We start from the raw sequence: 23166 nt of genomic DNA, 5'->3' as shown, positions 1-23166 counted from the left end.
TCGCTACCCCATCGAGAACCGAGAGAAGACTGAAGCCTTATGGCTACCACTTCGCTTGACCTGGCCAGGGTGCGCAACATCGGCATCATGGCCCACATCGACGCGGGCAAGACGACCACCACCGAGCGGATCCTGTTCTACACCGGCGTTTCGTACAAGATCGGTGAGGTCCACGACGGCGCTGCCACCATGGACTGGATGGAGCAGGAGCAGGAGCGTGGCATCACGATCACCTCTGCTGCCACCACCTGTCACTGGTCGCTGGAAGACGTCGACCACACCATCAACATCATCGACACCCCGGGCCACGTCGACTTCACGGTCGAGGTGGAGCGCTCCCTGCGCGTGCTCGACGGTGCCGTGACGGTGTTCGACGGCGTCGCCGGCGTTGAGCCGCAGTCCGAGACGGTGTGGCGTCAGGCGGACCGCTACGGCGTTCCGCGCATCTGCTTCGTCAACAAGCTCGACCGTACCGGTGCCGAGTTCCACCGCTGCGTCGACATGATCTCCGACCGCCTGGGCGCGCAGCCGCTGGTCATGCAGCTGCCGATCGGTGCCGAGGCGGACTTCAAGGGCGTTGTGGACCTGGTCCGCATGAAGGCCCTGGTCTGGTCCGCGGAGGCGACCAAGGGCGAGATGTACGACGTCGTCGACATCCCGGCCACGCACACCGAGGCCGCCGAGGAGTGGCGCGGCAAGCTGCTCGAGGCCGTCGCGGAGAACGACGAGGAGCTGATGGAGCTGTACCTCGAGGGCGAGGAGCCCACCGAGGAGCAGCTGTACGCGGCGATCCGTCGTATCACCATCGCGTCCGGCAAGGGCACCGGCACCACCGTCACCCCGGTGTTCTGCGGCACCGCGTTCAAGAACAAGGGCGTCCAGCCCCTGCTCGACGCGGTCGTGCGCTACCTGCCGTCCCCGGTCGACATCGAGGCCATCGAGGGCCACGACGTCAAGGACCCGGAGACGGTCATCAAGCGCAAGCCGTCCGACGACGAGCCGCTGTCCGCGCTGGCGTTCAAGATCATGAGCGACCCGCACCTCGGCAAGCTCACCTTCGTCCGCGTGTACTCCGGCCGCCTGGAGTCCGGCACCGCCGTGCTGAACTCCGTCAAGGGCCGCAAGGAGCGCATCGGCAAGATCTACCGCATGCACGCCAACAAGCGTGAGGAGATCGAGTCGGTGGGCGCCGGCGACATCGTCGCCGTCATGGGCCTGAAGCAGACCACCACCGGTGAGACGCTCTGCGACGAGAAGAACCCGGTCATCCTGGAGTCCATGGACTTCCCGGCGCCGGTCATCGAGGTCGCGATCGAGCCCAAGTCCAAGGGTGACCAGGAGAAGCTGGGTGTCGCCATCCAGCGTCTCGCGGAGGAGGACCCCTCCTTCCAGGTGCACACCAACGAGGAGACGGGCCAGACCGTCATCGGCGGTATGGGCGAGCTGCACCTCGAGGTGCTGGTCGACCGTATGCGCCGTGAGTTCAAGGTCGAGGCCAACGTCGGCAAGCCGCAGGTCGCGTACCGCGAGACCATTCGCCAGAAGGTCGAGAAGGTCGAGTACACCCACAAGAAGCAGACGGGTGGTACCGGCCAGTTCGGTCGCGTCATCATCTCGATCGAGCCGATCGAGAGCGGCGACATGTCGTACGAGTTCGTGAACCAGGTGACCGGTGGTCGCATCCCGAAGGAGTACATCCCTTCGGTCGACGCCGGCTGCCAGGAGGCGATGCAGTTCGGCATCCTCGCGGGCTACGAGATGACCGGCGTCCGCGTCACCCTGCTCGACGGTGCCTACCACGAGGTCGACTCCTCGGAGCTGGCGTTCAAGATCGCCGGTTCGCAGGCCTTCAAGGAGGCCGCGCGCAAGGCCAAGCCCGTGCTGCTCGAGCCGATGATGGCCGTCGAGGTCACCACGCCCGAGGACTACATGGGCGAGGTCATCGGTGACATCAACTCCCGCCGTGGCCAGATCCAGGCCATGGAGGAACGTGCCGGCGCCCGTGTCGTGAAGGGCCTGGTTCCGCTGTCGGAGATGTTCGGCTACGTCGGCGACCTCCGCAGCAAGACGTCGGGTCGCGCGAGCTACTCGATGCAGTTCGACTCCTACGCCGAGGTTCCGCGGAACGTCGCCGAGGAGATCATCGCGAAGGCCAAGGGCGAGTAACGCACCCCGTTCACACGCTTTAGGCTTGACACCGACCGCCGGGGATTCTTCCCCGGACAGGGACCGGGGGCTTTGCCCCCGGGAGACCCCCGGCGGGCGGCACCCCAGCAAAGATCACCTGGCGCCGATGAGTAAGGCGTACAGAACCACTCCACAGGAGGACCCCAGTGGCGAAGGCGAAGTTCGAGCGGACTAAGCCGCACGTCAACATCGGCACCATCGGTCACATCGACCACGGTAAGACGACCCTCACGGCCGCCATTACCAAGGTGCTGCACGACGCGTACCCGGACCTGAACGAGGCCACCCCGTTCGACAACATCGACAAGGCTCCTGAGGAGCGCCAGCGCGGTATCACCATCTCCATCGCGCACGTCGAGTACCAGACCGAGTCGCGTCACTACGCCCACGTCGACTGCCCGGGTCACGCGGACTACATCAAGAACATGATCACCGGTGCCGCCCAGATGGACGGCGCGATCCTGGTGGTCGCCGCGACCGACGGCCCGATGCCGCAGACCAAGGAGCACGTGCTCCTGGCCCGCCAGGTCGGCGTGCCGTACATCGTCGTCGCCCTGAACAAGGCCGACATGGTGGACGACGAGGAGATCCTGGAGCTCGTCGAGCTCGAGGTTCGTGAGCTCCTCACCGAGTACGAGTTCCCGGGCGACGACGTTCCGGTCGTCCAGGTCTCCGCTCTGAAGGCGCTCGAGGGCGACCCGAAGTGGACCCAGTCGGTCCTCGACCTCATGAACGCCGTCGACACCTCCATCCCGGAGCCCGAGCGTGACGTCGACAAGCCGTTCCTGATGCCGATCGAGGACGTCTTCACGATCACCGGTCGCGGTACGGTCGTCACCGGCCGTATCGAGCGCGGTGTCCTGAAGGTCAACGAGACGGTCGACATCATCGGCATCAAGCCGGAGAAGACCTCCACCACGGTCACCGGCATCGAGATGTTCCGCAAGCTGCTCGACGAGGGTCAGGCCGGTGAGAACGTCGGTCTGCTGCTCCGCGGCATCAAGCGCGAGGACGTCGAGCGCGGCCAGGTCATCATCAAGCCGGGCTCGGTCACCCCGCACACCGAGTTCGAGGCGCAGGCCTACATCCTGTCCAAGGACGAGGGTGGCCGCCACACGCCGTTCTTCAACAACTACCGCCCGCAGTTCTACTTCCGTACGACGGACGTGACCGGCGTGGTGACCCTCCCCGAGGGCACCGAGATGGTCATGCCGGGTGACAACACCGAGATGAAGGTGGAGCTCATCCAGCCCGTCGCCATGGAGGAGGGCCTGAAGTTCGCCATCCGTGAGGGTGGTCGGACCGTGGGCGCCGGCCAGGTCACCAAGATCGTCAAGTAAGTTCCGCTTGCTTGAGGGTCCGACCCCCTGGGTCAGCTGACCCGAAGAGGCCCGCACGACTTCCGTCGTGCGGGCCTCTTCGCGTTGTCATGCCGGTTCCTCGTCTCCGCCTCGATGGTGCCCTGGCCGAGCTGATCTCCGACGCTGTTCGGGGTAACGGCAGGTGTCGCGCGAAGAGGTGGGACGGGTGCGGTCCTACGTTCGGGCGGCATGGAGAACCCAACGGCTGCCCTGGAGACCGGAGTCAGCCGGCGCAGCACCCTGGCGGGGCTCGCCGGTGCGGCCGGGGCCCTGCTGGCCACCGGGTGCACGCCCATGGACACCTCGTCGGCGCGCAGACCGGGGGCCGGACCGTCGGCCTCGGTGACGGCCGACGTCCCGGCGCCCGGTGCGATGAGACTCTTCGACAACCCGGAGTTCAACTTCAGCGGGCTGCTGGCGCTCGGCGCGGCCGGCCGGGGCAGCAGCGAGGTGGGCGAGGTGCTCACCGCGGTCAACGCGATCAACAAGGTCGGCCTCTCCGCACAGTCGTACGTCCAGACCTTCAGAACCCTCGGCGACCAGCTGATGAGGCCGCCCGAGGGCAGCAGGCCCGACCGGGAGACGCGGCGCTTCCGCGCGCTGCGGGCCTCGCAGTACTACGCCCAGGCGCTGTTCTTCGTCCTCGGATCCGAGGACCCCGGCAGCGAGGAGGCGCTGTACCGGGCCGGGCGCGGCGCCTGGAACACCTTCTGCGGCCTGTGCGACCCGGCGCCGGTGACGGCGAACGTCCCGTACGGCAGGACCCCGCTGCCCGTGTGGCTCTTCCGCCCGGACGCATCGGAACGGCCCCGCCCCACCGTGATCCTCACCAACGGCAGCGACGGACAGAACGTCGACATGTGGACGTACGGCGTGTCCGCCGCCCTGGACCGGGGGTGGAACGCCCTGGTGTACGAGGGGCCGGGCCAGGGCCGGCTGATCTTCGTCGACCGGGTGGTGTTCACCCCGCGCTGGGAGAACGTGGTCGGGCCGCTCGTCGACTGGCTGGTCGCCCGTACCGATGTCGACCCGCGAAGAATCGCCCTCACGGGGCTGAGCCTGGGGGGCTGCCTGGCTCCCCGCGCGGCGGCCTTCGAGCCGCGCATCGCGGCGCTCGTGGCGATGCCCGGCTGTCTGGAGCCCTGGCTCGGCTTTCCGCCGGAGATCCGCGGCATCCTCACCCCGGACAGGGCGAAGACCAACGCCGTCTGGAACAAGGAGGTGGTGCCGAAGCTGTCCCCCACCGACGCCGCGACGCTGAAGAAACGCTTCGAGCCGTTCTCGGCCGCGGCGATGCAGGCGGCCCGCAAGGGCGGCATGTTCACGGACTTCCACACCCCGGCGAGCCTCATCCGGTCCCTGACGATCACGGACGTCGTGGGCCGCATCAAGGCCCCCACCCTGGTCCTCGACTACCAGGACGAGCAGTTCTACCCGGGCCAGGCGGCCCAGCTGTACGACAGGCTGAGGGCCCCCAAGGACTACGTGAAGCTCACGGCGGCGACGGGCGCCCAACTGCACTGCTCACCGATGGCGCCGCAGCAGCACGGCGAGGTGGTGTTCGACTGGCTGGGGGAGAGGTTGGTGGCGGGTTGACCTGGCCGGCGGCGGGCGTCCGGGGTCTGCGGGGGCGGGGAACGAGTTCGGTCACTCGTCTTCGAAGATCTCTTCGGCCTTGGCCGCGGTGACGGCGCGGATGAGCCAGCGGCGGAGGACATCCGGGGCGGTGCAGTCCGTGATGCGCCTGCGGACGTCCTCGGAGACGTCGAGGCCACGTTGTTCGAGGACGACCAGGATGTCTTCGGCGCGCCCCTGGGCGCGGCCCTCGTCGCGGATCTCTTCGGAGATGGAGGACTTGTGGAAGGAGAGGTCCACGGCCACCAGGTTCCTCCAGAGGTGCTTGGCCGGGCGGTTGCTGCGACGAGAGGCCGGAGTGTCAGAGCGGGGTGCTGGGATGGGCCGCTGCTCACCAGCCGAGGTAAGTGAGCTGCACGACCTAGACCCGTTCGCTCCGCACGACGATCTGGTACGTGAACATGCCGCCTGGAACGGCGACGTCCCCGCCCTTCGGGTCGTTTCCGTCATGGCTTCGGCCGTGTATGTACAGTGCCTCCGCCGCTCTGACCACCTCGGCGGCCTTGCGTTCCACCTCTGCGAGGAACGCGGACGGGGCAGTGCGGGCGGATTCCTCCGCGCCGAAAGCGTACTCCCAGGTCCAGCTCAACCGCGTACTGCCTTCATGGCTTCGTCCAGGACGGCGGTCAGCTCTCTCAGGGCCTCGCGGGCAACGGCCGAGTCCTCATGTTCCAGGTTGCTCTTGGCGCGGGCGTGGCGGGCGGCGAGGTCGGCGCGGCGGGCGATCTCGATGTCCCTGGCCCAGGCCAGGACCCAGCTCCGCACTGGGCTGAGGGACTGCCACTCCACGGCCTTGGCGAACGCCTCGTCCTTCGTGCGCTGCATCTCCGGCAGTCGCCCGGGATCGAGGACGGAGAGGGCGGCCCGCAGGGCGTCCGGGTCTGCTCGGGGCGCGGGACCAGCTCGTGTCCGTGATCAGCCTGCGTGCTCATGGAGTCCTCCCGGGAGTGCACTGGCCAGGTTAGTCGTCCGGGACGCCTGGGGTACTGGGGCGCGAACATTGACGTCCATTCCTCCTGGTCATGGGGCATACGAGGGGTCGGGATCGGGCGAAGTGCCGACCGAGTCGGCTGTTGCCGAGCGGCAGTCGCGGCAGCGTGCTCCGGGCTCGGGTGCGTGGAAGGCGCGGTCGCAGCCGTCGCAGTTCTGGAGGGGGAGCCGGGGGGATAGGGGTTCGGCGCGTGCGGGGAACGGGGGTGGGGGTGGCAGCTGGGCGGTGAGGCGGTGGGCGAGGAGGGCGGCGGGGCGGCGTGGGCCTTCGGGTGGGAGGTCGGTGGTCAGGGCGTGGCGTACGGCGGTGGGGGACACCTCGCGTTGCAGCCAGGCGGCGACGCCGGGGGCGAGGTGGGCCGTGTCGCAGGCGCTGAGCAGCAGGCGGGGGTCCTGGTGATGCAGGGTGGCGAGGAGGCCCGTGGCGGTCTGGAGGAGGGTGGGGGAGGGGTACGCCGGCTGGGGGACGGGCGGGAGCGGGTGCTTCGTGCGGGGTTCGCGAGGCTTCCTGCGGGGGGCTTCCGCGGGGCCGAGTCCGCGGGTGCGACACATTTCCCGGGAGTGTTGCAGTTCGGTGGGTCCACCACCCCTGTGGAGGCGACCGGAACGGGTGCCTGGCCAGGCTTCCGGTGGCGCGGTGCCTTCGGCTGGTTGCAGCTGATCGTGCGGGTGACGATCCGGCCGGTGGGGGTGCGTTCGCGCACGCGGCGCAGGTAGCCGTGGGCCTCCAACTCGCGTAACCCGGCGGCGATGCGGTGGCGTCCCTCCGGGAAGCGCTCGGCGAGCGTCTTGATGTCCACGGGGGCGTTGCTCGGCAAGGACTGGATGTGCACGGCCAGCGCGCTGGCGACCAGCGACAGCTCCGGGTGCTGGGCCAGGTGGTTGCCGATCACCGTGAAGCGGGTGGTGTGGCGGGTGTTCTCGTGGATGACACCGTAGGCGCTGCGGCGGGCACGCGTGCGTGGGTTCGCCCGTGAGTGGGGTTCGTTCGCGGCAACGGCTGACTGGGCGTGCGGGGGCACGCTAGGGTCGTGGGTACCCATCGGGAAGTCCTTACCTTCCTCGGTGGCCAGGCCCTCGATCGGGATCGCTACTCCCGGCCGGGGGCCGATGCATGTGTGCGGTTGTTTGCGCTGAGAGTAGGGGAGTTGGGGGCCGCGAGATCCAGCCGAGCCGGGGATGTTCACCCGCCCGAGTGAGCGTGGACCTCGGGCGGAGGGGTGGGGCTTGGTGGGGTCATTTCTCCCCCGAGTTCTTTGGGTGGGGATCGCCTTCGCCACCGAAGTCCGTGAGGGCGGGTTCCGGCTCTGAGCAGCGCAGTTCCGCCCATACGGTCTTGCGCGGGAAGCGTTCCTCCCGCACACCCCATCGGTCCGCGAGCGCGTTCACCACGAGCAGGCCACGACCGGACTCGGCGCCGGGAGCCGGCTGCTGGAGCTGGGGGAGCCGTTCACAGCGGGTGTCGGTCACTTCGATGCGAAGAGTCTCGGCGACCACGTAGAGCATGAGCCGGAAGTCGCGCCCTGGCACCCGGCCGTGGGTGACCGCGTTGGCCGCCAGCTCGGCGACGATGTGCCCTGGCGCCTCCAACGGCAGCCCCCAGGTGCGCAGTTGCTCCGTGGCGAGAAGCCGGGCGAGGCGGGCTCCGCGCGGGGTGGAGGAGAGCAGCACGCTGAAGTGGCGGATGGGGCAGTCGAGTTGGGTGACGGATTCGGCGATTTCCTGATTCACATCACTCAGAGTGGCCGCGCCTGCCTACTGTGAACAGTGACGATGCCGTTGCGTACGGTGACTGTCCGCTGCCTGTCCGGTGGTGTCCGGGCTGTCGGGAGAGGGAGGGGCGCGGATGTCGGTGGACGCCGATGTGGTTCGGCTCAAGGGCGAGGCGGACGAGCCGGGCTGGGAGGTGGATCCGGACGACGAGTGGGGCCTGGCGGTGATCGCCACCGTGGGGAGACAGCTGAAGCTGCGGCGCGAGGCCGTGGGGATGCGGGCAGTCGATTTCGGATAGGCCGTCGGGTACGGCGAGGACCTGGTCTACAAGATCGAAGGCGGGAAGCGGATCCCTCGGCCCGAGTATCTGGACAAGGCGGACGAGGTGCTCGGGGCGAGTGGGCTGCTCTCGGCGATGAAGGAGGACGTGAAAAAGGTCCGGTATCCGAAGCAGGTGCGGGACTTGGCGCAGATGGAGGCCAAGGCGGTCGAAATCGGTGTGTACGAGTGCAACAGCGTCCACGGGTTGTTGCAGACACTCGACCATGCGCGGGCCTTGTTCGAGGCAGCGCAGCCGCCGTACTCGCAGGACGACGTGGAGCGCATGGTGTCTGCGCGCCTGGCCCGGAAGTCGGTCTTCGACCGCGATCCCGCCCCCTCCCTCCACTTCGCCCTGGAAGAAGCGGTGGTGCGCCGACCGGTCGGGGGCACAATGGTGTGGCGACAGCAGCTCGAACACTTGCTGGAGGTGGGGAGGCTGCGCAACGTCACGCTTCAGGTAATGCCGACGAGTACCGACGCCCACCCGGGCCTGGACGGCAAGATCGAGCTGCCGAAGTTCCCGGACGGCACAGCGGTGGGGCGCTCGGCAGGTTGTTGGACGGCCACTGGCTGCTCGGGGTGCTGGAGGAGATCCGGCCGAGCTGCAACCCCGTGTCGCGGTTGTACGCCGTCACCACGCGCTCGATGACGTTGTTGCTGCCACCGACGTAGATCCCGTTGTCACCGGCGTGCTGGACGGTCAGGCCGTACAGGGGCCAGTAGTCGGCGTTCAGCTGGATGCCCCGGTTGGACGAGCTCTCGGTCTGCCCCGAGAAGTCCAGCACCGGCTTCTCACCGGGTAGGCGGTCAGGGTGGTGCGGGCACCGGAGGTGCCGTTGTCGCCCTGCGGGATGGTGATCGTCGACGCGTACTTGTACGTCCCGCCGCGTACGTAGATCGTTCCCCCAGGAGCGATGCGGCTGATCGCCGAGGTGAGGGTCGTGGGGGCCGACTGCGTGCCGGCCGCGCTGTCGCTGCCGCTCGGCGACACGTGGAGCGTCGTGCTCGCCGTGGGCGCGGCCTGGGCCGTGGGGCCGGACAGCGCGACCACCGCGCCGGTCAGCAGGCTGACACACGCGATGACGGGACGAACCCGGAGGTAGCACCATGCAAGTGAGACCCGTCACGGAAAGCGCTTTCTCACGGCGAACGTAAGCGCTTGCTGCAGACGCGTCAATGGGCGTCTAGTTGATTCTTATTCATGGACATGAACGATTTGCGCCACCTGGACCGGTGTTGCGCGCGGCGCCGTGCGCGGCCCCGCGGGGGCCCGTGTTTGACTCGCGTCACGCCCGGGGTAATCTCTCCGGCCCGATTGGCCAGCCCCCCGCCCCCTGTGGCAGACTGTCCGAGTTGCTCGGTCGAGTGTTGATGCTGCGCGCCTCCCGCCGGGAGGACCGGAAGCGAGTCCCACGGTACTCGTCGTCCTAACTGCCCAAGGGCAGCGCTGGGGCGGACGTACGGGAATCTTCCGGGAAGCGTGGGCGCGGCGCCGGCCAGGCACCCGGTGGGCCTTTCGGCCCCGGCAGGCGCGGTTCGCAGGGCCGTGCGCAATCCCGCGGGGATGTTCGATCAAGGGACATCTGTGTCAGCGGGAGCGCGACACGCCCGACCGCGTGGGTCGGAGACGAGGGCAGGGAACGCCGGGTTCCAGAGCGTAAGAGAGACAGGACTACGAAGTAGCCATGGCGGGACAGAAGATCCGCATCCGGCTCAAGGCCTACGACCACGAGGTCATCGACTCCTCGGCGAAGAAGATCGTCGAGACGGTGACCCGCACTGGTGCGTCGGTCGCGGGCCCGGTGCCGCTGCCCACTGAGAAGAACGTGTACTGCGTCATCAAGTCGCCGCACAAGTACAAGGACTCGCGCGAGCACTTCGAGATGCGCACGCACAAGCGCCTGATCGACATCCTCGACCCGACCCCCAAGACCGTTGACTCTCTGATGCGACTCGACCTCCCGGCCGGCGTCGACATCGAGATCAAGCTCTGAGGCCGGTGATCTGAAGAGATGGCTAAGCAGATCAAGGGCATCCTGGGCGAGAAGCTCGGTATGACGCAGGTGTGGGACGACAACAACCGCGTTGTCCCGGTCACCGTCGTCAAGGCCGGGCCGAACGTCGTCACCCAGGTCCGTACGAACGACGTCGACGGCTACGAGTCCGTCCAGATCGCCTTCGGCGAGATCGACCCGCGCAAGGTGAACAAGCCCCTCAAGGGTCACTTCGCCAAGGCCGACGTCACCCCCCGTCGTCACCTCGTCGAGATCCGCACCGCGGACGCCTCCGAGTACACGCTCGGCCAGGAGATCACCGCTGAGGTGTTCGAGGCCGGTCAGAAGGTCGACGTCACCGGCAAGAGCAAGGGCAAGGGCTTCGCCGGTGTCATGAAGCGTCACAACTTCAAGGGCCTCGGCGCCGGTCACGGCACCCAGCGCAAGCACCGCTCCCCCGGTTCGATCGGTGGCTGCGCCACCCCGGGCCGTGTGTTCAAGGGCCTCCGCATGGCGGGTCGCATGGGCAACGAGCGGGTCACCACCCAGAACCTGACCGTCCACGCCGTTGACGCGGAGAAGGGTCTGCTGCTCATCAAGGGCGCGGTTCCCGGTCCGAACGGCGGCCTCGTCCTGGTCCGCACCGCGGCCAAGGGGGCCTGAGGTAACCGATGAGCACTGTTGACATCCTTTCGCCGGCGGGCGAGAAGGCCGGTACCGTCGAGCTCCCCGCGGAGATCTTCGGCGTTGAGAAGGTCAGCATCCCGCTGATCCACCAGGTCGTCGTCGCGCAGCTGGCCGCTGCCCGCCAGGGCACGCACAAGACCAAGACCCGCGGTGAAGTCCGTGGTGGCGGCAAGAAGCCGTACCGCCAGAAGGGCACCGGTCGCGCCCGTCAGGGTTCGACCCGCGCGCCGCAGTTCGCCGGTGGTGGCGTCGTGCACGGTCCCGTGCCGCGCGACTACTCGCAGCGGACGCCCAAGAAGATGAAGGCCGCGGCCCTGCGCCACGCCCTCACCGACCGGGCGCGCAACAACCGCATCCACGTCGTGACCGACGTGGTCGAGTCGGACATCTCCACCAAGGCCGCCAAGGCTCTCCTCGCCAAGATCAGCGAGCGCAAGAACGTGCTGCTGGTCGTCGACCGCGAGAACGAGAAGGCCGTGCTGTCCGCTCGCAACCTGCCCCAGGTGCACATCCTGGAGCCGGGCCAGCTGAACACGTACGACGTGATCGTCTCCGACGACGTGGTCTTCACCCAGGCCGCTTTCGAGTCCTTCGTGTCCGGCCCGAAGGCCACTGACACCGAAGGGAGCGAGGCCTGATGGCTATCCGTCACCCCGCCATTGCCTCGAAGGCCGCCAAGGCCGCCAAGGCCGCGCGCGTCGCCAAGGCGCGCCGCCACGCCGCCGAGGGCAAGAACACCGTCGAGACCCCGCTGAGCAAGGCGTACACGGACCCCCGTGACGTCCTGCTGAAGCCGGTCGTCTCCGAGAAGAGCTACGCGCTCCTCGACGAGAACAAGTACACGTTCATCGTCGACCCGCGCGCCAACAAGACCCAGATCAAGGAGGCCGTCCAGTCGGTCTTCTCGGTCAAGGTCACCGGGGTCAACACGATCAACCGCCAGGGCAAGCGCAAGCGGACCCGCACCGGCTTCGGCCAGCGTGCGGCCACCAAGCGCGCGATCGTGACCCTCGCCGAGGGCGACCGTATCGACATCTTCGGCGGTCCGACCGCCTAAGGGCGGTCCGGATCGTCCGATATCGGACGAGGACTGAGAAATGGGTATCCGCAAGTACAAGCCGACTACGCCGGGCCGTCGTGGCGCCAGCGTTGCCGACTTCGTCGAGGTCACGCGGTCCACGCCGGAGAAGTCGCTGGTCCGTCCCCTGCACAGCAAGGGCGGCCGTAACAATTCCGGTCGTGTGACCGTCCGCCACCAGGGCGGTGGCCACAAGCGCGCCTACCGCGTGATCGACTTCCGTCGTCACGACAAGGACGGCGTGCCGGCGAAGGTCGCGCACATCGAGTACGACCCCAACCGCACCGCGCGCATCGCGCTGCTGCACTACGCCGACGGCGAGAAGCGCTACATCCTCGCGCCGCGCGGCCTGCAGCAGGGCGACCGTGTCGAGAACGGCCCCGGGGCCGACATCAAGCCGGGCAACAACCTCGCCCTGCGCAACATCCCGGTCGGTACCACCCTGCACGCCATCGAGCTGCGTCCGGGCGGCGGCGCGAAGTTCGCCCGCTCCGCCGGTGCCTCCGTGCAGCTGCTCGCGAAGGAGGGCGCCTACGCCCACCTGCGCATGCCGTCCGGTGAGATCCGCCTGGTCGACGTCCGCTGCCGCGCCACCGTCGGCGAGGTCGGCAACGCCGAGCAGTCGAACATCAACTGGGGCAAGGCGGGCCGCAAGCGCTGGCTGGGCGTTCGCCCGACCGTGCGTGGTGTGGTCATGAACCCGGTCGACCACCCGCACGGTGGTGGTGAGGGCCGGACCTCCGGTGGCCGCCACCCGGTCTCCCCGTGGGGCCAGAAGGAAGGTCGTACGCGTTCTCCCAAGAAGGCGAGCAACAAGTACATCGTCCGCCGCCGCAAGACGAACAAGAAGCGCTAAGGACGGGTTGAGATGCCTCGTAGCTTGAAGAAGGGGCCCTTCGTCGACGACCACCTGATGAAGAAGGTGGACTCGCAGAACGAAGCCGGCACCAAGAACGTCATCAAGACCTGGTCCCGTCGCTCGATGATCGTCCCGGCCATGCTCGGCCACACGATCGCGGTGCACAACGGCAAGACCCACATCCCGGTGTTCGTCACCGAGTCGATGGTCGGCCACAAGCTCGGCGAGTTCTCGCCGACGCGCACCTTCCGGGGTCACGTCAAGGAAGACCGGAAGTCGAAGCGCCGCTAGTAGCGGATCGCATTCAGACACGTAAGTAACTGAAGGGACAACCATGGAAGCCAGGGCCCAGGCGCGGTACATCCGCGTCACGCCCATGAAGGCCCGCCGCGTGGTGGACCTCATCCGTGGCATGGACGCCACGGAGGCCCAGGCCGTCCTGCGATTCGCTCCGCAGGCCGCCTCGGTGCCGGTGGGCAAGGTGCTCGACAGCGCCATCGCCAACGCCGCGCACAACTACGACCACACCGATGTCGACAGCCTCTTCATCTCCGAGGCCTACGTCGACGAGGGCCCGACCCTGAAGCGGTTCCGTCCGCGTGCCCAGGGCCGTGCCTACCGGATCCGCAAGCGGACCAGCCACATCACCGTGGTCGTCAGCAGCAAGGAAGGAACCCGGTAATGGGCCAGAAGGTAAACCCGCACGGGTTCCGGCTCGGTGTCACCACCGACTTCAAGTCGCGCTGGTACGCCGACAAGCTCTACAAGGACTACGTCAAGGAAGACGTCGCCATCCGTCGGATGATGACGTCCGGCATGGAGCGCGCCGGCATCTCCAAGGTGGAGATCGAGCGCACCCGTGACCGCGTCCGCGTGGACATCCACACCGCGCGTCCGGGCATCGTCATCGGCCGCCGTGGCGCCGAGGCCGACCGCATCCGCGGCGACCTCGAGAAGCTCACGGGCAAGCAGGTCCAGCTGAACATCCTCGAGGTCAAGAACCCCGAGACCGACGCTCAGCTGGTTGCCCAGGCCGTTGCCGAGCAGCTGTCCTCCCGCGTCTCCTTCCGCCGCGCCATGCGCAAGAGCATGCAGTCGGCGATGAAGGCAGGCGCCAAGGGCATCAAGATCCAGTGCGGTGGCCGCCTCGGCGGCGCCGAGATGTCCCGCTCGGAGTTCTACCGCGAGGGCCGTGTGCCCCTGCACACGCTCCGCGCGAACGTGGACTACGGCTTCTTCGAGGCCAAGACGACCTTCGGCCGCATCGGCGTGAAGGTCTGGATCTACAAGGGCGACGTCAAGAACATCGCCGAGGTCCGCGCCGAGAACGCTGCCGCCCGTGCGGGTAACCGCCCGGCGCGTGGCGGTGCCGACCGCCCGGCCCGTGGTGGCCGCGGTGGCGAGCGGCGCGGTCGCAAGCCGCAGCAGGCTGCCGGTGCCGAGGCCCCCAAGGCCGAGGCCCCTGCCGCTCCGGCTGAGAGCACCGGAACGGAGGCCTGACCGACATGCTGATCCCCCGTAGGGTCAAGCACCGCAAGCAGCACCACCCGAAGCGTGACGGCGCTGCCAAGGGTGGCACGACGGTTGCGTTCGGCGAGTACGGCATCCAGGCGCTCACCCCGGCGTATGTGACGAACCGTCAGATCGAGGCCGCTCGTATCGCCATGACGCGTCACATCAAGCGTGGTGGCAAGGTCTGGATCAACATCTACCCGGACCGTCCGCTCACCAAGAAGCCCGCCGAGACCCGCATGGGTTCCGGTAAGGGTTCTCCGGAGTGGTGGATCGCCAACGTCAAGCCCGGACGCGTGATGTTCGAGCTGTCGTACCCCAACGAGAAGATCGCCCGTGAGGCGCTGACCCGTGCGGCCCACAAGCTGCCGATGAAGTGCCGGATCGTCAAGCGCGAGGCAGGTGAAGCGTGATGTCGGCCGGTACCAAGGCGTCCGAGCTGCGCGAGCTGGGCAACGAGGAGCTTCTGGGCAAGCTCCGCGAGGCCAAGGAAGAGCTGTTCAACCTCCGCTTCCAGGCGGCGACCGGGCAGCTCGAGAACCACGGCCGTCTGAAGGCGGTCCGCAAGGACATCGCGCGGATCTACACCCTGATGCGCGAGCGTGAGCTGGGCATCGAAACGGTGGAGAACGCCTGATGAGCGAGAACAACGTGACTGAGAAGACTGAGGCGCGCGGCTTCCGCAAGACCCGTGAGGGTCTCGTCGTCAGCGACAAGATGGACAAGACCGTCGTCGTCGCCGTCGAGGACCGCGTCAAGCACGCGCTGTACGGCAAGGTCATCCGCCGTACGAGCAAGCTCAAGGCGCACGACGAGCAGAACGCCGCGGGTGTCGGCGACCGCGTCCTCCTGATGGAGACCCGGCCGCTGTCCGCGACCAAGCGCTGGCGCGTCGTCGAGATCCTCGAGAAGGCGAAGTAATAAGCGGGGGCCCGGCCCCCGCTGACCCCGCCAGGGGCTGCCGCCCCTGGTAGCCCGTCGGGGGCTGAAGCCCCCGGCCCGGGCACCGCCCTCGGCCTCGGGCCGAAGGGCGAGGCCCGGGGAGGCCGACGCCAGGCAGCCCGGTCGGCCCGCGAGTCCTCGCGGAGCCCGGCCGGACCGCCTGCGGCCGCCGACGGCCCGCGCGTCAGCGCGAACCCGCCCCCGGCGGAGAGGGTTTCCGCCTTCAGAGGCGCAAGTAATTCCTGCGGGGCAGACCTCGCAGGACAGTTCCGCCAGGCTCTCCGGTTCAACCCCCGGAGGGAACCGGCAGACGATCAGGAGATAGACGTGATCCAGCAGGAGTCGCGACTGCGTGTCGCCGACAACACTGGTGCGAAGGAGATCCTTTGCATCCGTGTGCTCGGTGGTTCCGGTCGCCGCTACGCGGGCATCGGTGACGTCATCGTCGCCACCGTCAAGGACGCGATCCCCGGTGGCAACGTGAAGAAGGGTGACGTCGTCAAGGCGGTCATCGTTCGCACCGTCAAGGAGCGCCGCCGTCCGGACGGCTCGTACATCCGCTTCGACGAGAACGCCGCCGTCATTCTGAAGAACGACGGCGACCCTCGCGGCACCCGCATCTTCGGCCCGGTCGGCCGTGAGCTGCGCGAGAAGAAGTTCATGAAGATCATCTCGCTCGCGCCGGAGGTGCTGTAAGCATGAAGATCAAGAAGGGCGACCTGGTCCAGGTCATCACCGGCAAGGACAAGGGCAAGCAGGGCAAGGTCATTGCCGCTTTCCCGCGCGAGGAGCGCGTCCTGGTCGAGGGTGTCAACCGGGTCAAGAAGCACACCAAGGCTGGTCCGACCGCTCGCGGCTCGCAGGCCGGCGGCATCATCACGACCGAGGCCCCCATCCACGTGTCCAACGTTCAGCTGGTCGTGGAGAAGGACGGCAAGAAGGTCGTGACCCGCGTCGGCTACCGCTTCGACGAGAACGGCAACAAGATCCGCGTTGCCAAGCGGACGGGTGAGGACATCTGATGACGACCACCACCGTGACTCCGCGTCTGAAGCAGAAGTACCGCGACGAGATCGTCCAGAAGCTGCGTGAGCAGTTCAAGTACGAGAACGTCATGCAGGTTCCGGGCCTCGTCAAGATCGTGGTCAACATGGGTGTGGGCGACGCCGCCCGCGACTCCAAGCTGATCGAGGGCGCCATCCGCGACCTCGCCACGATCACCGGTCAGAAGCCGGCCGTCACCAAGGCCCGCAAGTCCATCGCGCAGTTCAAGCTGCGTGAGGGCCAGCCGATCGGTGCCCACGTCACGCTCCGTGGCGACCGCATGTGGGAGTTCCTGGACCGCACCCTGTCGCTCGCGCTGCCGCGCATCCGCGACTTCCGCGGCCTGTCCCCCAAGCAGTTCGACGGCCGTGGCAACTACACCTTCGGTCTCACCGAGCAGGTCATGTTCCACGAGATCGACCAGGACAAGATCGACCGCGTCCGGGGTATGGACATCACCGTGGTCACCACGGCGACCAACGACGAAGAGGGCCGCGCCCTCCTCCGTCACCTCGGCTTCCCCTTCAAGGAGGCGTGAGCGAGATGGCGAAGAAGGCTCTCATCGCGAAGGCTGCTCGCAAGCCCAAGTTCGGTGTGCGCGCGTACACCCGCTGCCAGCGCTGCGGCCGTCCGCACTCCGTGTACCGCAAGTTCGGCCTGTGCCGCGTGTGCCTTCGTGAGATGGCTCACCGTGGCGAGCTGCCGGGCGTGACCAAGAGCTCCTGGTAATCCCCTAATTGGGGACTTCCCAGGGCTCTCGGTAAGCAACTGGGTCGGCAGGCGGCCCACCTCACATGCCTTAGGCTTGTGGGGTTGGGCGTCTGCCGCCCGTACGACTTACTACGCCGTAGGTCCACCGCGCCGCACCCGTCCCGTCTCGGATCGGGGAGAGGGATGGCGCACCAGGAAACCCCGGCGAGAGAGGCCGAAGGCCAATTCATGACCATGACTGATCCGATCGCAGACATGCTCACGCGTCTGCGGAACGCGAACGCGGCGTACCACGACACGGTGACCATGCCGCACTCCAAGATCAAGTCGCACATCGCGGAGATCCTCCAGCAGGAGGGCTTCATCACGGGCTGGCGCGTCGAGGATGCCGAGGTCGGCAAGAACCTCGTCCTCGAGCTGAAGTTCGGCCCGAACCGTGAGCGCTCCATCGCGGGCATCAAGCGGATCTCCAAGCCCGGTCTCCGGGTGTACGCGAAGTCCACCAACCTGCCGAAGGTGCTCGGCGGCCTCGGCGTGGCGATCATCTCCACGTCCCACGGGCTCCTCACCGACAAGCAGGCCGGCAAGAAGGGCGTAGGCGGAGAAGTCCTCGCCTACGTCTGGTAACGGAAGGGAACGGAGGAAACAGCTATGTCGCGCATCGGCAAGCTCCCCATCGCGGTTCCCGCCGGCGTGGACGTCACCATCGACGGCCGCACGGTCTCGGTCAAGGGCCCCAAGGGCGAACTGACCCACACCGTCGCCGCGCCGATCGAGATCGTCAAGACTGAGGACGGCACCCTCCAGGTGACCCGCCCGAACGACGAGCGGCAGAACAAGGCCCTGCACGGCCTGTCCCGCACGCTGGTGGCGAACATGATCACCGGCGTGACCCAGGGTTACGTGAAGAAGCTCGAGATCAGCGGTGTCGGTTACCGCGTGACCGCCAAGGGCTCGAACCTCGAGTTCGCGCTCGGCTACAGCCACCCGATCACCGTCGAGGCGCCCGAGGGCATCACCTTCAAGGTGGAGACCCCGACCCGCTTCTCGGTCGAGGGCATCGACAAGCAGAAGGTCGGCGAGGTTGCGGCCAACATCCGCAAGCTGCGCAAGCCCGACCCGTACAAGGCCAAGGGCGTCAAGTACGAGGGCGAAGTCATCCGCCGCAAGGTCGGAAAGGCGGGTAAGTAAGCCATGGCATACGGGCAGAAGATCCTCAAGGGCGACGCCTACAAGCGCGCCGCGATCAAGCGTCGTCACATCCGGATCCGCAAGAAGGTGTCCGGTACGGCGGAGCGTCCCCGTCTGGTCGTGACCCGCTCCAACCGCCACATCGTGGCGCAGGTGATCGACGACCTCAAGGGCCACACCCTGGCGTCGGCGTCCACCCTGGACGCGTCGATCCGCGGTGGCGAGGGCGACAAGTCCGCGCAGGCCAAGCAGGTCGGCGCCCTGGTCGCCGAGCGTGCCAAGGCCGCCGGTGTCGAGGCCGTCGTGTTCGACCGTGGTGGCAACCAGTACGCCGGGCGCATCGCCGCCCTGGCGGACGCCGCCCGCGAAGCCGGGCTCAAGTTCTGAGCCGCTTGTAGCTAGCGGAAAGAGAGAGGTAATCCAATGGCTGGACCCCAGCGCCGCGGAAGCGGTGCCGGTGGCGGCGAGCGGCGGGACCGGAAGGGCCGTGACGGCGGCGCTGCTGCCGCCGAGAAGACCGCGTACGTTGAGCGCGTCGTCGCGATCAACCGCGTCGCCAAGGTTGTGAAGGGTGGTCGTCGCTTCAGCTTCACCGCGCTGGTCGTGGTGGGCGACGGTGACGGCACCGTGGGTGTCGGATACGGCAAGGCCAAGGAGGTGCCGGCCGCCATCGCCAAGGGCGTTGAGGAGGCCAAGAAGCACTTCTTCAAGGTCCCCCGGATCCAGGGCACCATCCCGCACCCGATCCAGGGTGAGAAGGCTGCCGGCGTCGTGCTGCTCAAGCCCGCCTCGCCCGGTACCGGTGTTATCGCCGGTGGTCCGGTGCGTGCCGTGCTCGAGTGCGCCGGTATCCACGACGTGCTGTCGAAGTCGCTCGGCTCCGACAACGCCATCAACATCGTGCACGCGACCGTGGAGGCCCTGAAGGGCCTGCAGCGTCCCGAGGAGATCGCGGCCCGCCGTGGTCTGCCGCTCGAGGACGTCGCCCCCGCGGCCCTGCTGCGTGCGCGTGCCGGGGTGGGTGCGTAATCATGGCGCAGCTCAAGATCACGCAGGTCAAGTCCTACATCGGCAGCAAGCAGAACCACCGCGACACCCTGCGTTCCCTGGGCCTGAAGCGCCTGGGTGACGTGGTCGTCAAGGAGGACCGCCCCGAGTTCCGCGGCATGGTGCACACCGTCCGCCACCTCGTGACGGTCGAGGAGGTCGACTGATCATGGCGGAGCAGAACCCGCTCAAGATCCACAACCTCCGTCCCGCCCCGGGCGCCAAGACCGCCAAGACCCGTGTCGGTCGTGGTGAGGCGTCGAAGGGTAAGACGGCCGGTCGTGGTACCAAGGGCACGAAGGCCCGCTACCAGGTTCCGGAGAGCTTCGAGGGTGGCCAGATGCCGCTCCACATGCGTCTCCCGAAGCTGAAGGGCTTCAAGAACCCGTTCAAGACCGAGTACCAGGTCGTGAACCTCGACAAGCTGGCCGCGCTCTACCCCGAGGGTGGCGAGGTCACCGTCGAGGACCTCGTGGCCAAGGGTGCGGTTCGCAAGAACAGCCTCGTCAAGGTCCTCGGCCAGGGCGAGATCTCCGTGGCGCTGCAGGTGACGGTCGACGCCGTCTCCGGCTCCGCCAAGGAGAAGATCACCGCCGCGGGCGGTACCGTCACCGAGCTCGTCTGAAACCTTCGGGCGTCTCGATGACCTGAACGATCCCGACCGGGGATACCTCACACAGGGGTATCCCCGGTCGGTCGTTCCAAGGGAGGCAGTCTCGCGGGTAAGGTGGCCTGCACTGCCTATTTCACCGGGTGTCGCGGTTCGGGCACCCGGAGCGGCAGTCGACCGTTACGTATGTCGTTGTTGTCGTTGTTCAGTCGGAAACTCAGACCGTCACCCTTGACGCAGTTGCGCGGGGGTCGCAGGAGGCACCGTGCTCACCGCGTTCGCCCGGGCGTTCAGGACGCCCGACCTGCGCAAGAAGCTGCTCTTCACGCTGGGCATCATCGTGGTGTACCGGGTCGGTACGCACATCCCGATCCCCGGCGTCGACTACAAGAGCGTTCAGACCTGTATCGACGTGGCCAAGGGACAGCAGGGCCTGTTCGGTCTGGTCAACATGTTCAGCGGCGGCGCGCTGCTCCAGATCACGGTCTTCGCGCTGGGCATCATGCCGTACATCACGGCGAGCATCATTCTCCAGCTGCTGACCGTGGTCATCCCGCGCCTGGAGGCCCTGAAGAAGGAGGGCCAGGCCGGTACGGCGAAGATCACGCAGTACACCCGCTACCTGACGGTGGCGCTGGCGATCCTCCAGGGCACCGGTCTGGTGGCCACCGCCCGCAGCGGCGCACTGTTCTCGGGCTGCCCGGTGGCGTCCTCGATCGTGCCCGACCAGTCGATCTTCACCACCATCACGATGGTCATCTGCATGACCGCCGGTACCGCCGTCGTCATGTGGCTCGGTGAGCTGATCACCGACCGCGGCATCGGCAACGGCATGTCCATCCTGATGTTCATCTCGATCGCCGCGACCTTCCCGTCCGCCCTGTGGGCGATCAAGAAGCAGGGCACCCTGGCCGGCGGCTGGATCGAGTTCGGCACGGTCATCCTGGTGGGCCTGGTCATGGTCGGCCTGGTGGTCTTCGTCGAGCAGGCGCAGCGGCGCATCCCCGTGCAGTACGCGAAGCGGATGATCGGCCGCCGTTCCTACGGCGGTACGTCCACGTACATCCCGCTCAAGGTCAACCAGGCGGGTGTGATCCCTGTCATCTTCGCGTCGTCGCTGCTCTACATCCCGGCGCTGATCGCGCAGTTCGCCGGCGGCAATTCCGGGTGGAAGTCCTGGATCCAGCAGAACCTCACCAAGGGTGACCACCCGATGTACATCACCCTTTACTTCCTGCTGATCGTGTTCTTCGCGTTCTTCTACGTGGCCATCTCGTTCAACCCCGAGGAAGTCGCGGACAACATGAAGAAGTATGGTGGCTTCATCCCGGGCATCCGGGCCGGTCGGCCCACCGCTGAGTACCTGTCGTACGTGCTCAACCGGATCACCTGGCCGGGTTCGCTGTACCTGGGCTTGATCGCTCTCGTACCGACAATGGCGTTGGTTGGCTTCGGGGCGAGCCAGAACTTCCCGTTCGGGGGCACCAGCATCCTGATCATCGTGGGTGTCGGCCTTGAGACGGTGAAGCAGATCGAGAGCCAGCTCCAGCAGCGCAATTACGAAGGGTTCCTCCGCTGATGCGAATCGTGCTCGTCGGGCCGCCCGGTGCAGGCAAGGGGACGCAGGCCGCGTTCCTCGCCAAGAACCTGTCGATCCCGCACATCTCCACGGGCGACCTGTTCCGCGCCAACATCAGCCGGCAGACGGAGCTCGGGAAACTCGCGAAGTCCTACATGGACGCGGGCAACCTGGTGCCCGACGAGGTCACCATCGCGATGGCCAAGGACCGCATGGAGCAGCCGGACGCGCAGGGCGGCTTCCTGTTGGACGGCTTCCCGCGCAACGTCTCGCAGGCCGAGGCGCTGGACGACATGCTCGATGCCGAGGGCATGAAGCTGGACGCGGTGCTCGACCTGGAGGTCCCCGAGGACGAGGTCGTCAAGCGCATCGCGGGCCGCCGGGTGTGCCGCAACGACTCGTCGCACGTGTTCCACGTGTCGTACAAGGCGCCGAAGCAGGAGGGCGTCTGCGACATCTGCGGTGGGGAGCTGTACCAGCGGGACGACGACTCCGAGGAGACGGTCCGAAAGCGGCTGGAGGTCTACCACACGCAGACCGAGCCGATCATCGACTACTACAAGGCCCAGGGCCTCGTGGTCACCATCTCGGCCCTCGGCAAGGTGGAAGAGGTCACGGCACGCGCGATGGAGGCGCTCCAGCAGAAGGGGGGCGACAGGTAGTCGCTCCAGGCGCTCCACGGCCGCGGTTCCCTGAAGGGGCCGCGGCCGACGTGTGGGGTGCCGCTGCTTCGGGGCGCAGCCGCCGGTGCTCTCGTCCGCAAGCGCCGGACGGGCTGAACGTGCCGCCCCGTATCTTTGATGGTGTCCGTCTCTTCCCGGTCCAGAAAGGCCGCAGCCCCCATGGTGCAGATCAAGACCCGCGAGCAGATCGCCAAGATGCGTGAGGCGGGGCTGGTCGTCGCCGCCGTGCACGCGGCCACGCGTGAGGCGGCGGTGCCGGGTGCCACGACGAAGGACCTGGACGAGGTCGCCCGCAAGGTGCTGGCCGAGCACGGGGCCAAGTCGAACTTCCTGGGGTACGGCGGCTTCCCCGCGACCATCTGCACCTCGGTGAACGAGGTCGTCGTCCATGGCATCCCCTCCGACGAGGTGGTCCTCAAGGACGGCGACATCATCTCCATCGACGCCGGCGCGATCGTGGACGGCTGGCACGGCGACGCCGCGTACACCTGCTTCGTCGGCTCCGGTCACGCCCCGGAGCTGATCGAGCTCTCCCGGGTGACCGAGGAGTCCATGTGGGCCGGCATCGCGGCGGTGAAGCAGGGCAACCGCCTCGTCGACGTCTCCCGGGCCATCGAGACGTACATCCGCCGGCAGCCGAAGCCGGGTGGCGGCCGGTACGGAATCATCGAGGACTACGGCGGCCACGGCATCGGCACCGAGATGCACATGGACCCGCACCTGCTGAACTACGTCGACCGCCGCCGGGGCAAGGGCCCGAAGCTGGTCCCCGGCTTCTGCCTGGCCATCGAGCCGATGGTGTCGCTGGGCACCCCGAAGACCGAGGTCCTGTCGGACGACTGGACGGTCATCACGACGGACGGCACATGGTCGTCCCACTGGGAGCACTCCGTCGCCCTCACGGAGGAGGGCCCGCTGGTGCTGACGGCTCCGGACGGGGGCAAGGCGAAGCTGGCCGAGTACGGGATCACGGCGGCGCCGGACCCGCTGGGCTGACGCCGTCCGGACCCACGACCGCCGGT

At 67.5% G+C, this 23166-nt stretch carries 29 protein-coding genes and 5 pseudogenes; 28 read left to right on the top strand and 6 right to left on the bottom strand.

Features of this window, described 5'->3' with window-relative positions:
* The first annotated feature begins 39 nt into the window (after nucleotides 1–39).
* The 3 genes from fusA (at nucleotide 40) to ACFYZJ_RS25410 (ending at nucleotide 5144) form a co-directional block, all read left to right on the top strand.
* Nucleotides 40–2166 (top strand): elongation factor G, encoded by a 2127-nt coding sequence (fusA, locus tag ACFYZJ_RS25420; protein WP_388571560.1) that lies wholly within the window; start codon nucleotides 40–42, stop codon nucleotides 2164–2166.
* A gap of 167 nt (nucleotides 2167–2333) precedes the next feature.
* Nucleotides 2334–3527 (top strand): elongation factor Tu, encoded by a 1194-nt coding sequence (gene tuf / locus ACFYZJ_RS25415; protein ID WP_103841183.1) that lies wholly within the window; start codon nucleotides 2334–2336, stop codon nucleotides 3525–3527.
* A gap of 210 nt (nucleotides 3528–3737) precedes the next feature.
* Nucleotides 3738–5144 carry an alpha/beta hydrolase family protein gene (locus ACFYZJ_RS25410; protein ID WP_388571558.1) on the top strand — a complete coding sequence of 469 codons (1407 nt, stop codon included), beginning with the start codon at nucleotides 3738–3740 and terminating at the stop codon, nucleotides 5142–5144.
* A 51-nt stretch (nucleotides 5145–5195) separates the two neighbouring features.
* Here ACFYZJ_RS25410 and ACFYZJ_RS25405 read toward each other — a convergent pair.
* From ACFYZJ_RS25405 to ACFYZJ_RS25385, 5 genes and pseudogenes are all read right to left on the bottom strand, one after another.
* A pseudogene (locus ACFYZJ_RS25405) lies at nucleotides 5196–5462 on the bottom strand (hypothetical protein); the annotation flags it as partial.
* Between the two features lie 82 nt (nucleotides 5463–5544).
* Nucleotides 5545–5772 carry a hypothetical protein gene (locus tag ACFYZJ_RS25400; RefSeq protein ID WP_388571556.1) on the bottom strand — a complete coding sequence of 76 codons (228 nt, stop codon included), beginning with the start codon at nucleotides 5770–5772 and terminating at the stop codon, nucleotides 5545–5547.
* Nucleotides 5769–6115 (bottom strand): annotated as a pseudogene (locus ACFYZJ_RS25395) (hypothetical protein). The gene ACFYZJ_RS25400 and the pseudogene ACFYZJ_RS25395 overlap by 4 nt, the downstream one beginning before the upstream one ends.
* 88 nt (nucleotides 6116–6203) lie before the next feature.
* A pseudogene (locus tag ACFYZJ_RS25390) lies at nucleotides 6204–7216 on the bottom strand (helix-turn-helix domain-containing protein).
* 193 nt (nucleotides 7217–7409) lie between these two features.
* Nucleotides 7410–7904 carry an ATP-binding protein gene (locus ACFYZJ_RS25385; protein WP_388571554.1) on the bottom strand — a complete coding sequence of 165 codons (495 nt, stop codon included), beginning with the start codon at nucleotides 7902–7904 and terminating at the stop codon, nucleotides 7410–7412.
* A 115-nt stretch (nucleotides 7905–8019) separates the two neighbouring features.
* On the opposite strand from ACFYZJ_RS25385, the pseudogene ACFYZJ_RS25380 reads away from it, so the two are divergent.
* A pseudogene (locus ACFYZJ_RS25380) lies at nucleotides 8020–8766 on the top strand (helix-turn-helix domain-containing protein); the annotation flags it as partial.
* On the opposite strand, the pseudogene ACFYZJ_RS25375 reads toward ACFYZJ_RS25380, so the two are convergent.
* A pseudogene (locus ACFYZJ_RS25375) lies at nucleotides 8756–9258 on the bottom strand (hypothetical protein); the annotation flags it as partial. The pseudogenes ACFYZJ_RS25380 and ACFYZJ_RS25375 overlap by 11 nt on opposite strands.
* A 634-nt stretch (nucleotides 9259–9892) precedes the next feature.
* Between ACFYZJ_RS25375 and rpsJ the strand changes: the two are divergent.
* The 24 genes from rpsJ (at nucleotide 9893) to map (ending at nucleotide 23140) form a co-directional block, all read left to right on the top strand.
* On the top strand, nucleotides 9893–10201 hold the full coding sequence (gene rpsJ, locus ACFYZJ_RS25370) for a 30S ribosomal protein S10 (protein WP_003948644.1): 309 nt from the start codon (nucleotides 9893–9895) through the stop codon (nucleotides 10199–10201).
* A gap of 18 nt (nucleotides 10202–10219) precedes the next feature.
* Nucleotides 10220–10864, top strand: coding sequence for a 50S ribosomal protein L3 (gene rplC, locus ACFYZJ_RS25365; RefSeq protein ID WP_388571552.1), 645 nt, complete (start codon nucleotides 10220–10222; stop codon nucleotides 10862–10864).
* A gap of 8 nt (nucleotides 10865–10872) precedes the next feature.
* The gene (gene rplD / locus ACFYZJ_RS25360; protein ID WP_388571550.1) at nucleotides 10873–11526 is read left to right on the top strand and encodes a 50S ribosomal protein L4; all 654 of its coding nucleotides are present in this window, start codon (nucleotides 10873–10875) and stop codon (nucleotides 11524–11526) included.
* Nucleotides 11526–11945 carry a 50S ribosomal protein L23 gene (gene rplW / locus ACFYZJ_RS25355; RefSeq protein ID WP_388571548.1) on the top strand — a complete coding sequence of 140 codons (420 nt, stop codon included), beginning with the start codon at nucleotides 11526–11528 and terminating at the stop codon, nucleotides 11943–11945. Before rplD ends, rplW begins: the two co-directional genes overlap by 1 nt.
* A gap of 40 nt (nucleotides 11946–11985) precedes the next feature.
* The gene (gene rplB, locus ACFYZJ_RS25350) at nucleotides 11986–12822 is read left to right on the top strand and encodes a 50S ribosomal protein L2 (protein WP_388571546.1); all 837 of its coding nucleotides are present in this window, start codon (nucleotides 11986–11988) and stop codon (nucleotides 12820–12822) included.
* Nucleotides 12823–12834: 12 nt separating this feature from the next.
* Nucleotides 12835–13116: a 30S ribosomal protein S19 gene (rpsS, locus tag ACFYZJ_RS25345; RefSeq protein ID WP_039656232.1), complete on the top strand. Its 282-nt coding sequence runs from the start codon at nucleotides 12835–12837 to the stop codon at nucleotides 13114–13116.
* A gap of 43 nt (nucleotides 13117–13159) precedes the next feature.
* On the top strand, nucleotides 13160–13507 hold the full coding sequence (rplV, locus tag ACFYZJ_RS25340) for a 50S ribosomal protein L22 (protein WP_006130776.1): 348 nt from the start codon (nucleotides 13160–13162) through the stop codon (nucleotides 13505–13507).
* Nucleotides 13507–14325, top strand: coding sequence for a 30S ribosomal protein S3 (gene rpsC / locus ACFYZJ_RS25335; RefSeq protein ID WP_055706471.1), 819 nt, complete (start codon nucleotides 13507–13509; stop codon nucleotides 14323–14325). The genes rplV and rpsC overlap by 1 nt, the downstream gene beginning before the upstream one ends.
* 5 nt (nucleotides 14326–14330) lie before the next feature.
* Nucleotides 14331–14750, top strand: a complete 420-nt coding sequence (gene rplP / locus ACFYZJ_RS25330; RefSeq protein WP_103837549.1) for a 50S ribosomal protein L16 — start codon at nucleotides 14331–14333, stop codon at nucleotides 14748–14750.
* A complete protein-coding gene (gene rpmC / locus ACFYZJ_RS25325; RefSeq protein WP_018564811.1) occupies nucleotides 14750–14974 on the top strand; it encodes a 50S ribosomal protein L29 in 225 nt (74 codons plus the stop codon). The genes rplP and rpmC overlap by 1 nt, the downstream gene beginning before the upstream one ends.
* Nucleotides 14974–15258, top strand: coding sequence for a 30S ribosomal protein S17 (gene rpsQ / locus ACFYZJ_RS25320; protein WP_388571543.1), 285 nt, complete (start codon nucleotides 14974–14976; stop codon nucleotides 15256–15258). Before rpmC ends, rpsQ begins: the two co-directional genes overlap by 1 nt.
* Before the next feature lie 348 nt (nucleotides 15259–15606).
* Nucleotides 15607–15975 carry a 50S ribosomal protein L14 gene (gene rplN, locus ACFYZJ_RS25315; RefSeq protein ID WP_003998823.1) on the top strand — a complete coding sequence of 123 codons (369 nt, stop codon included), beginning with the start codon at nucleotides 15607–15609 and terminating at the stop codon, nucleotides 15973–15975.
* 2 nt (nucleotides 15976–15977) lie between these two features.
* A complete protein-coding gene (gene rplX / locus ACFYZJ_RS25310; protein ID WP_200418829.1) occupies nucleotides 15978–16301 on the top strand; it encodes a 50S ribosomal protein L24 in 324 nt (107 codons plus the stop codon).
* Nucleotides 16301–16861: a 50S ribosomal protein L5 gene (gene rplE, locus ACFYZJ_RS25305; protein WP_388571541.1), complete on the top strand. Its 561-nt coding sequence runs from the start codon at nucleotides 16301–16303 to the stop codon at nucleotides 16859–16861. The genes rplX and rplE overlap by 1 nt, the downstream gene beginning before the upstream one ends.
* A gap of 5 nt (nucleotides 16862–16866) precedes the next feature.
* A complete protein-coding gene (locus ACFYZJ_RS25300; protein ID WP_003956452.1) occupies nucleotides 16867–17052 on the top strand; it encodes a type Z 30S ribosomal protein S14 in 186 nt (61 codons plus the stop codon).
* A gap of 210 nt (nucleotides 17053–17262) precedes the next feature.
* Entirely contained in the window at nucleotides 17263–17661 is a 399-nt protein-coding gene (gene rpsH / locus ACFYZJ_RS25295; RefSeq protein WP_103837545.1) for a 30S ribosomal protein S8, read from the top strand.
* A gap of 24 nt (nucleotides 17662–17685) precedes the next feature.
* On the top strand, nucleotides 17686–18225 hold the full coding sequence (rplF, locus tag ACFYZJ_RS25290; protein ID WP_388571539.1) for a 50S ribosomal protein L6: 540 nt from the start codon (nucleotides 17686–17688) through the stop codon (nucleotides 18223–18225).
* A gap of 3 nt (nucleotides 18226–18228) precedes the next feature.
* Nucleotides 18229–18612, top strand: coding sequence for a 50S ribosomal protein L18 (rplR, locus tag ACFYZJ_RS25285; protein WP_029380981.1), 384 nt, complete (start codon nucleotides 18229–18231; stop codon nucleotides 18610–18612).
* Between the two features lie 36 nt (nucleotides 18613–18648).
* Nucleotides 18649–19254, top strand: coding sequence for a 30S ribosomal protein S5 (gene rpsE, locus ACFYZJ_RS25280; protein ID WP_014674381.1), 606 nt, complete (start codon nucleotides 18649–18651; stop codon nucleotides 19252–19254).
* A gap of 2 nt (nucleotides 19255–19256) precedes the next feature.
* Nucleotides 19257–19439 (top strand): 50S ribosomal protein L30, encoded by a 183-nt coding sequence (rpmD, locus tag ACFYZJ_RS25275; RefSeq protein WP_030174559.1) that lies wholly within the window; start codon nucleotides 19257–19259, stop codon nucleotides 19437–19439.
* Between the two features lie 2 nt (nucleotides 19440–19441).
* The gene (rplO, locus tag ACFYZJ_RS25270) at nucleotides 19442–19897 is read left to right on the top strand and encodes a 50S ribosomal protein L15 (protein WP_344645644.1); all 456 of its coding nucleotides are present in this window, start codon (nucleotides 19442–19444) and stop codon (nucleotides 19895–19897) included.
* A 250-nt stretch (nucleotides 19898–20147) separates the two neighbouring features.
* Nucleotides 20148–21461 carry a preprotein translocase subunit SecY gene (gene secY, locus ACFYZJ_RS25265; RefSeq protein ID WP_388571536.1) on the top strand — a complete coding sequence of 438 codons (1314 nt, stop codon included), beginning with the start codon at nucleotides 20148–20150 and terminating at the stop codon, nucleotides 21459–21461.
* On the top strand, nucleotides 21461–22123 hold the full coding sequence (locus tag ACFYZJ_RS25260) for an adenylate kinase (protein WP_388571534.1): 663 nt from the start codon (nucleotides 21461–21463) through the stop codon (nucleotides 22121–22123). The genes secY and ACFYZJ_RS25260 overlap by 1 nt, the downstream gene beginning before the upstream one ends.
* Before the next feature lie 180 nt (nucleotides 22124–22303).
* Nucleotides 22304–23140, top strand: a complete 837-nt coding sequence (map, locus tag ACFYZJ_RS25255) for a type I methionyl aminopeptidase (RefSeq protein WP_388571533.1) — start codon at nucleotides 22304–22306, stop codon at nucleotides 23138–23140.
* Nucleotides 23141–23166: the final 26 nt, after the last annotated feature.

Origin of the sequence: Streptomyces sp. NPDC001848 (assembly GCF_042891915.1) — a bacterium.
In the GTDB taxonomy this organism is placed as follows: Bacteria; Actinomycetota; Actinomycetes; order Streptomycetales; family Streptomycetaceae; genus Streptomyces.
The sequence above is the reverse complement of the archived record's forward strand: the minus strand, read 5'-3'. Positions and strand labels throughout refer to the sequence as shown.

Coding starts and splice junctions, on each gene's coding strand:
- rplX (WP_200418829.1), top strand. CDS start 15,978: ATGAAGATCAAGAAGGGCGACCTGGTCCAGGTCATCACCGGCAAGGAC.
- rpmC (WP_018564811.1), top strand. CDS start 14,750: ATGTCGGCCGGTACCAAGGCGTCCGAGCTGCGCGAGCTGGGCAACGAG.
- rplB (WP_388571546.1), top strand. CDS start 11,986: ATGGGTATCCGCAAGTACAAGCCGACTACGCCGGGCCGTCGTGGCGCC.
- rplO (WP_344645644.1), top strand. CDS start 19,442: ATGGCGGAGCAGAACCCGCTCAAGATCCACAACCTCCGTCCCGCCCCG.
- rpsH (WP_103837545.1), top strand. CDS start 17,263: ATGACCATGACTGATCCGATCGCAGACATGCTCACGCGTCTGCGGAAC.
- rplC (WP_388571552.1), top strand. CDS start 10,220: ATGGCTAAGCAGATCAAGGGCATCCTGGGCGAGAAGCTCGGTATGACG.
- map (WP_388571533.1), top strand. CDS start 22,304: ATGGTGCAGATCAAGACCCGCGAGCAGATCGCCAAGATGCGTGAGGCG.
- rpmD (WP_030174559.1), top strand. CDS start 19,257: ATGGCGCAGCTCAAGATCACGCAGGTCAAGTCCTACATCGGCAGCAAG.
- rpsE (WP_014674381.1), top strand. CDS start 18,649: ATGGCTGGACCCCAGCGCCGCGGAAGCGGTGCCGGTGGCGGCGAGCGG.
- ACFYZJ_RS25410 (WP_388571558.1), top strand. CDS start 3,738: ATGGAGAACCCAACGGCTGCCCTGGAGACCGGAGTCAGCCGGCGCAGC.
- rpsC (WP_055706471.1), top strand. CDS start 13,507: ATGGGCCAGAAGGTAAACCCGCACGGGTTCCGGCTCGGTGTCACCACC.
- ACFYZJ_RS25260 (WP_388571534.1), top strand. CDS start 21,461: ATGCGAATCGTGCTCGTCGGGCCGCCCGGTGCAGGCAAGGGGACGCAG.
- ACFYZJ_RS25300 (WP_003956452.1), top strand. CDS start 16,867: ATGGCGAAGAAGGCTCTCATCGCGAAGGCTGCTCGCAAGCCCAAGTTC.
- rpsQ (WP_388571543.1), top strand. CDS start 14,974: ATGAGCGAGAACAACGTGACTGAGAAGACTGAGGCGCGCGGCTTCCGC.
- fusA (WP_388571560.1), top strand. CDS start 40: ATGGCTACCACTTCGCTTGACCTGGCCAGGGTGCGCAACATCGGCATC.
- rplR (WP_029380981.1), top strand. CDS start 18,229: ATGGCATACGGGCAGAAGATCCTCAAGGGCGACGCCTACAAGCGCGCC.
- rplF (WP_388571539.1), top strand. CDS start 17,686: ATGTCGCGCATCGGCAAGCTCCCCATCGCGGTTCCCGCCGGCGTGGAC.
- rpsS (WP_039656232.1), top strand. CDS start 12,835: ATGCCTCGTAGCTTGAAGAAGGGGCCCTTCGTCGACGACCACCTGATG.
- rplE (WP_388571541.1), top strand. CDS start 16,301: ATGACGACCACCACCGTGACTCCGCGTCTGAAGCAGAAGTACCGCGAC.
- rplP (WP_103837549.1), top strand. CDS start 14,331: ATGCTGATCCCCCGTAGGGTCAAGCACCGCAAGCAGCACCACCCGAAG.
- rplW (WP_388571548.1), top strand. CDS start 11,526: ATGGCTATCCGTCACCCCGCCATTGCCTCGAAGGCCGCCAAGGCCGCC.
- rpsJ (WP_003948644.1), top strand. CDS start 9,893: ATGGCGGGACAGAAGATCCGCATCCGGCTCAAGGCCTACGACCACGAG.
- rplD (WP_388571550.1), top strand. CDS start 10,873: ATGAGCACTGTTGACATCCTTTCGCCGGCGGGCGAGAAGGCCGGTACC.
- rplV (WP_006130776.1), top strand. CDS start 13,160: ATGGAAGCCAGGGCCCAGGCGCGGTACATCCGCGTCACGCCCATGAAG.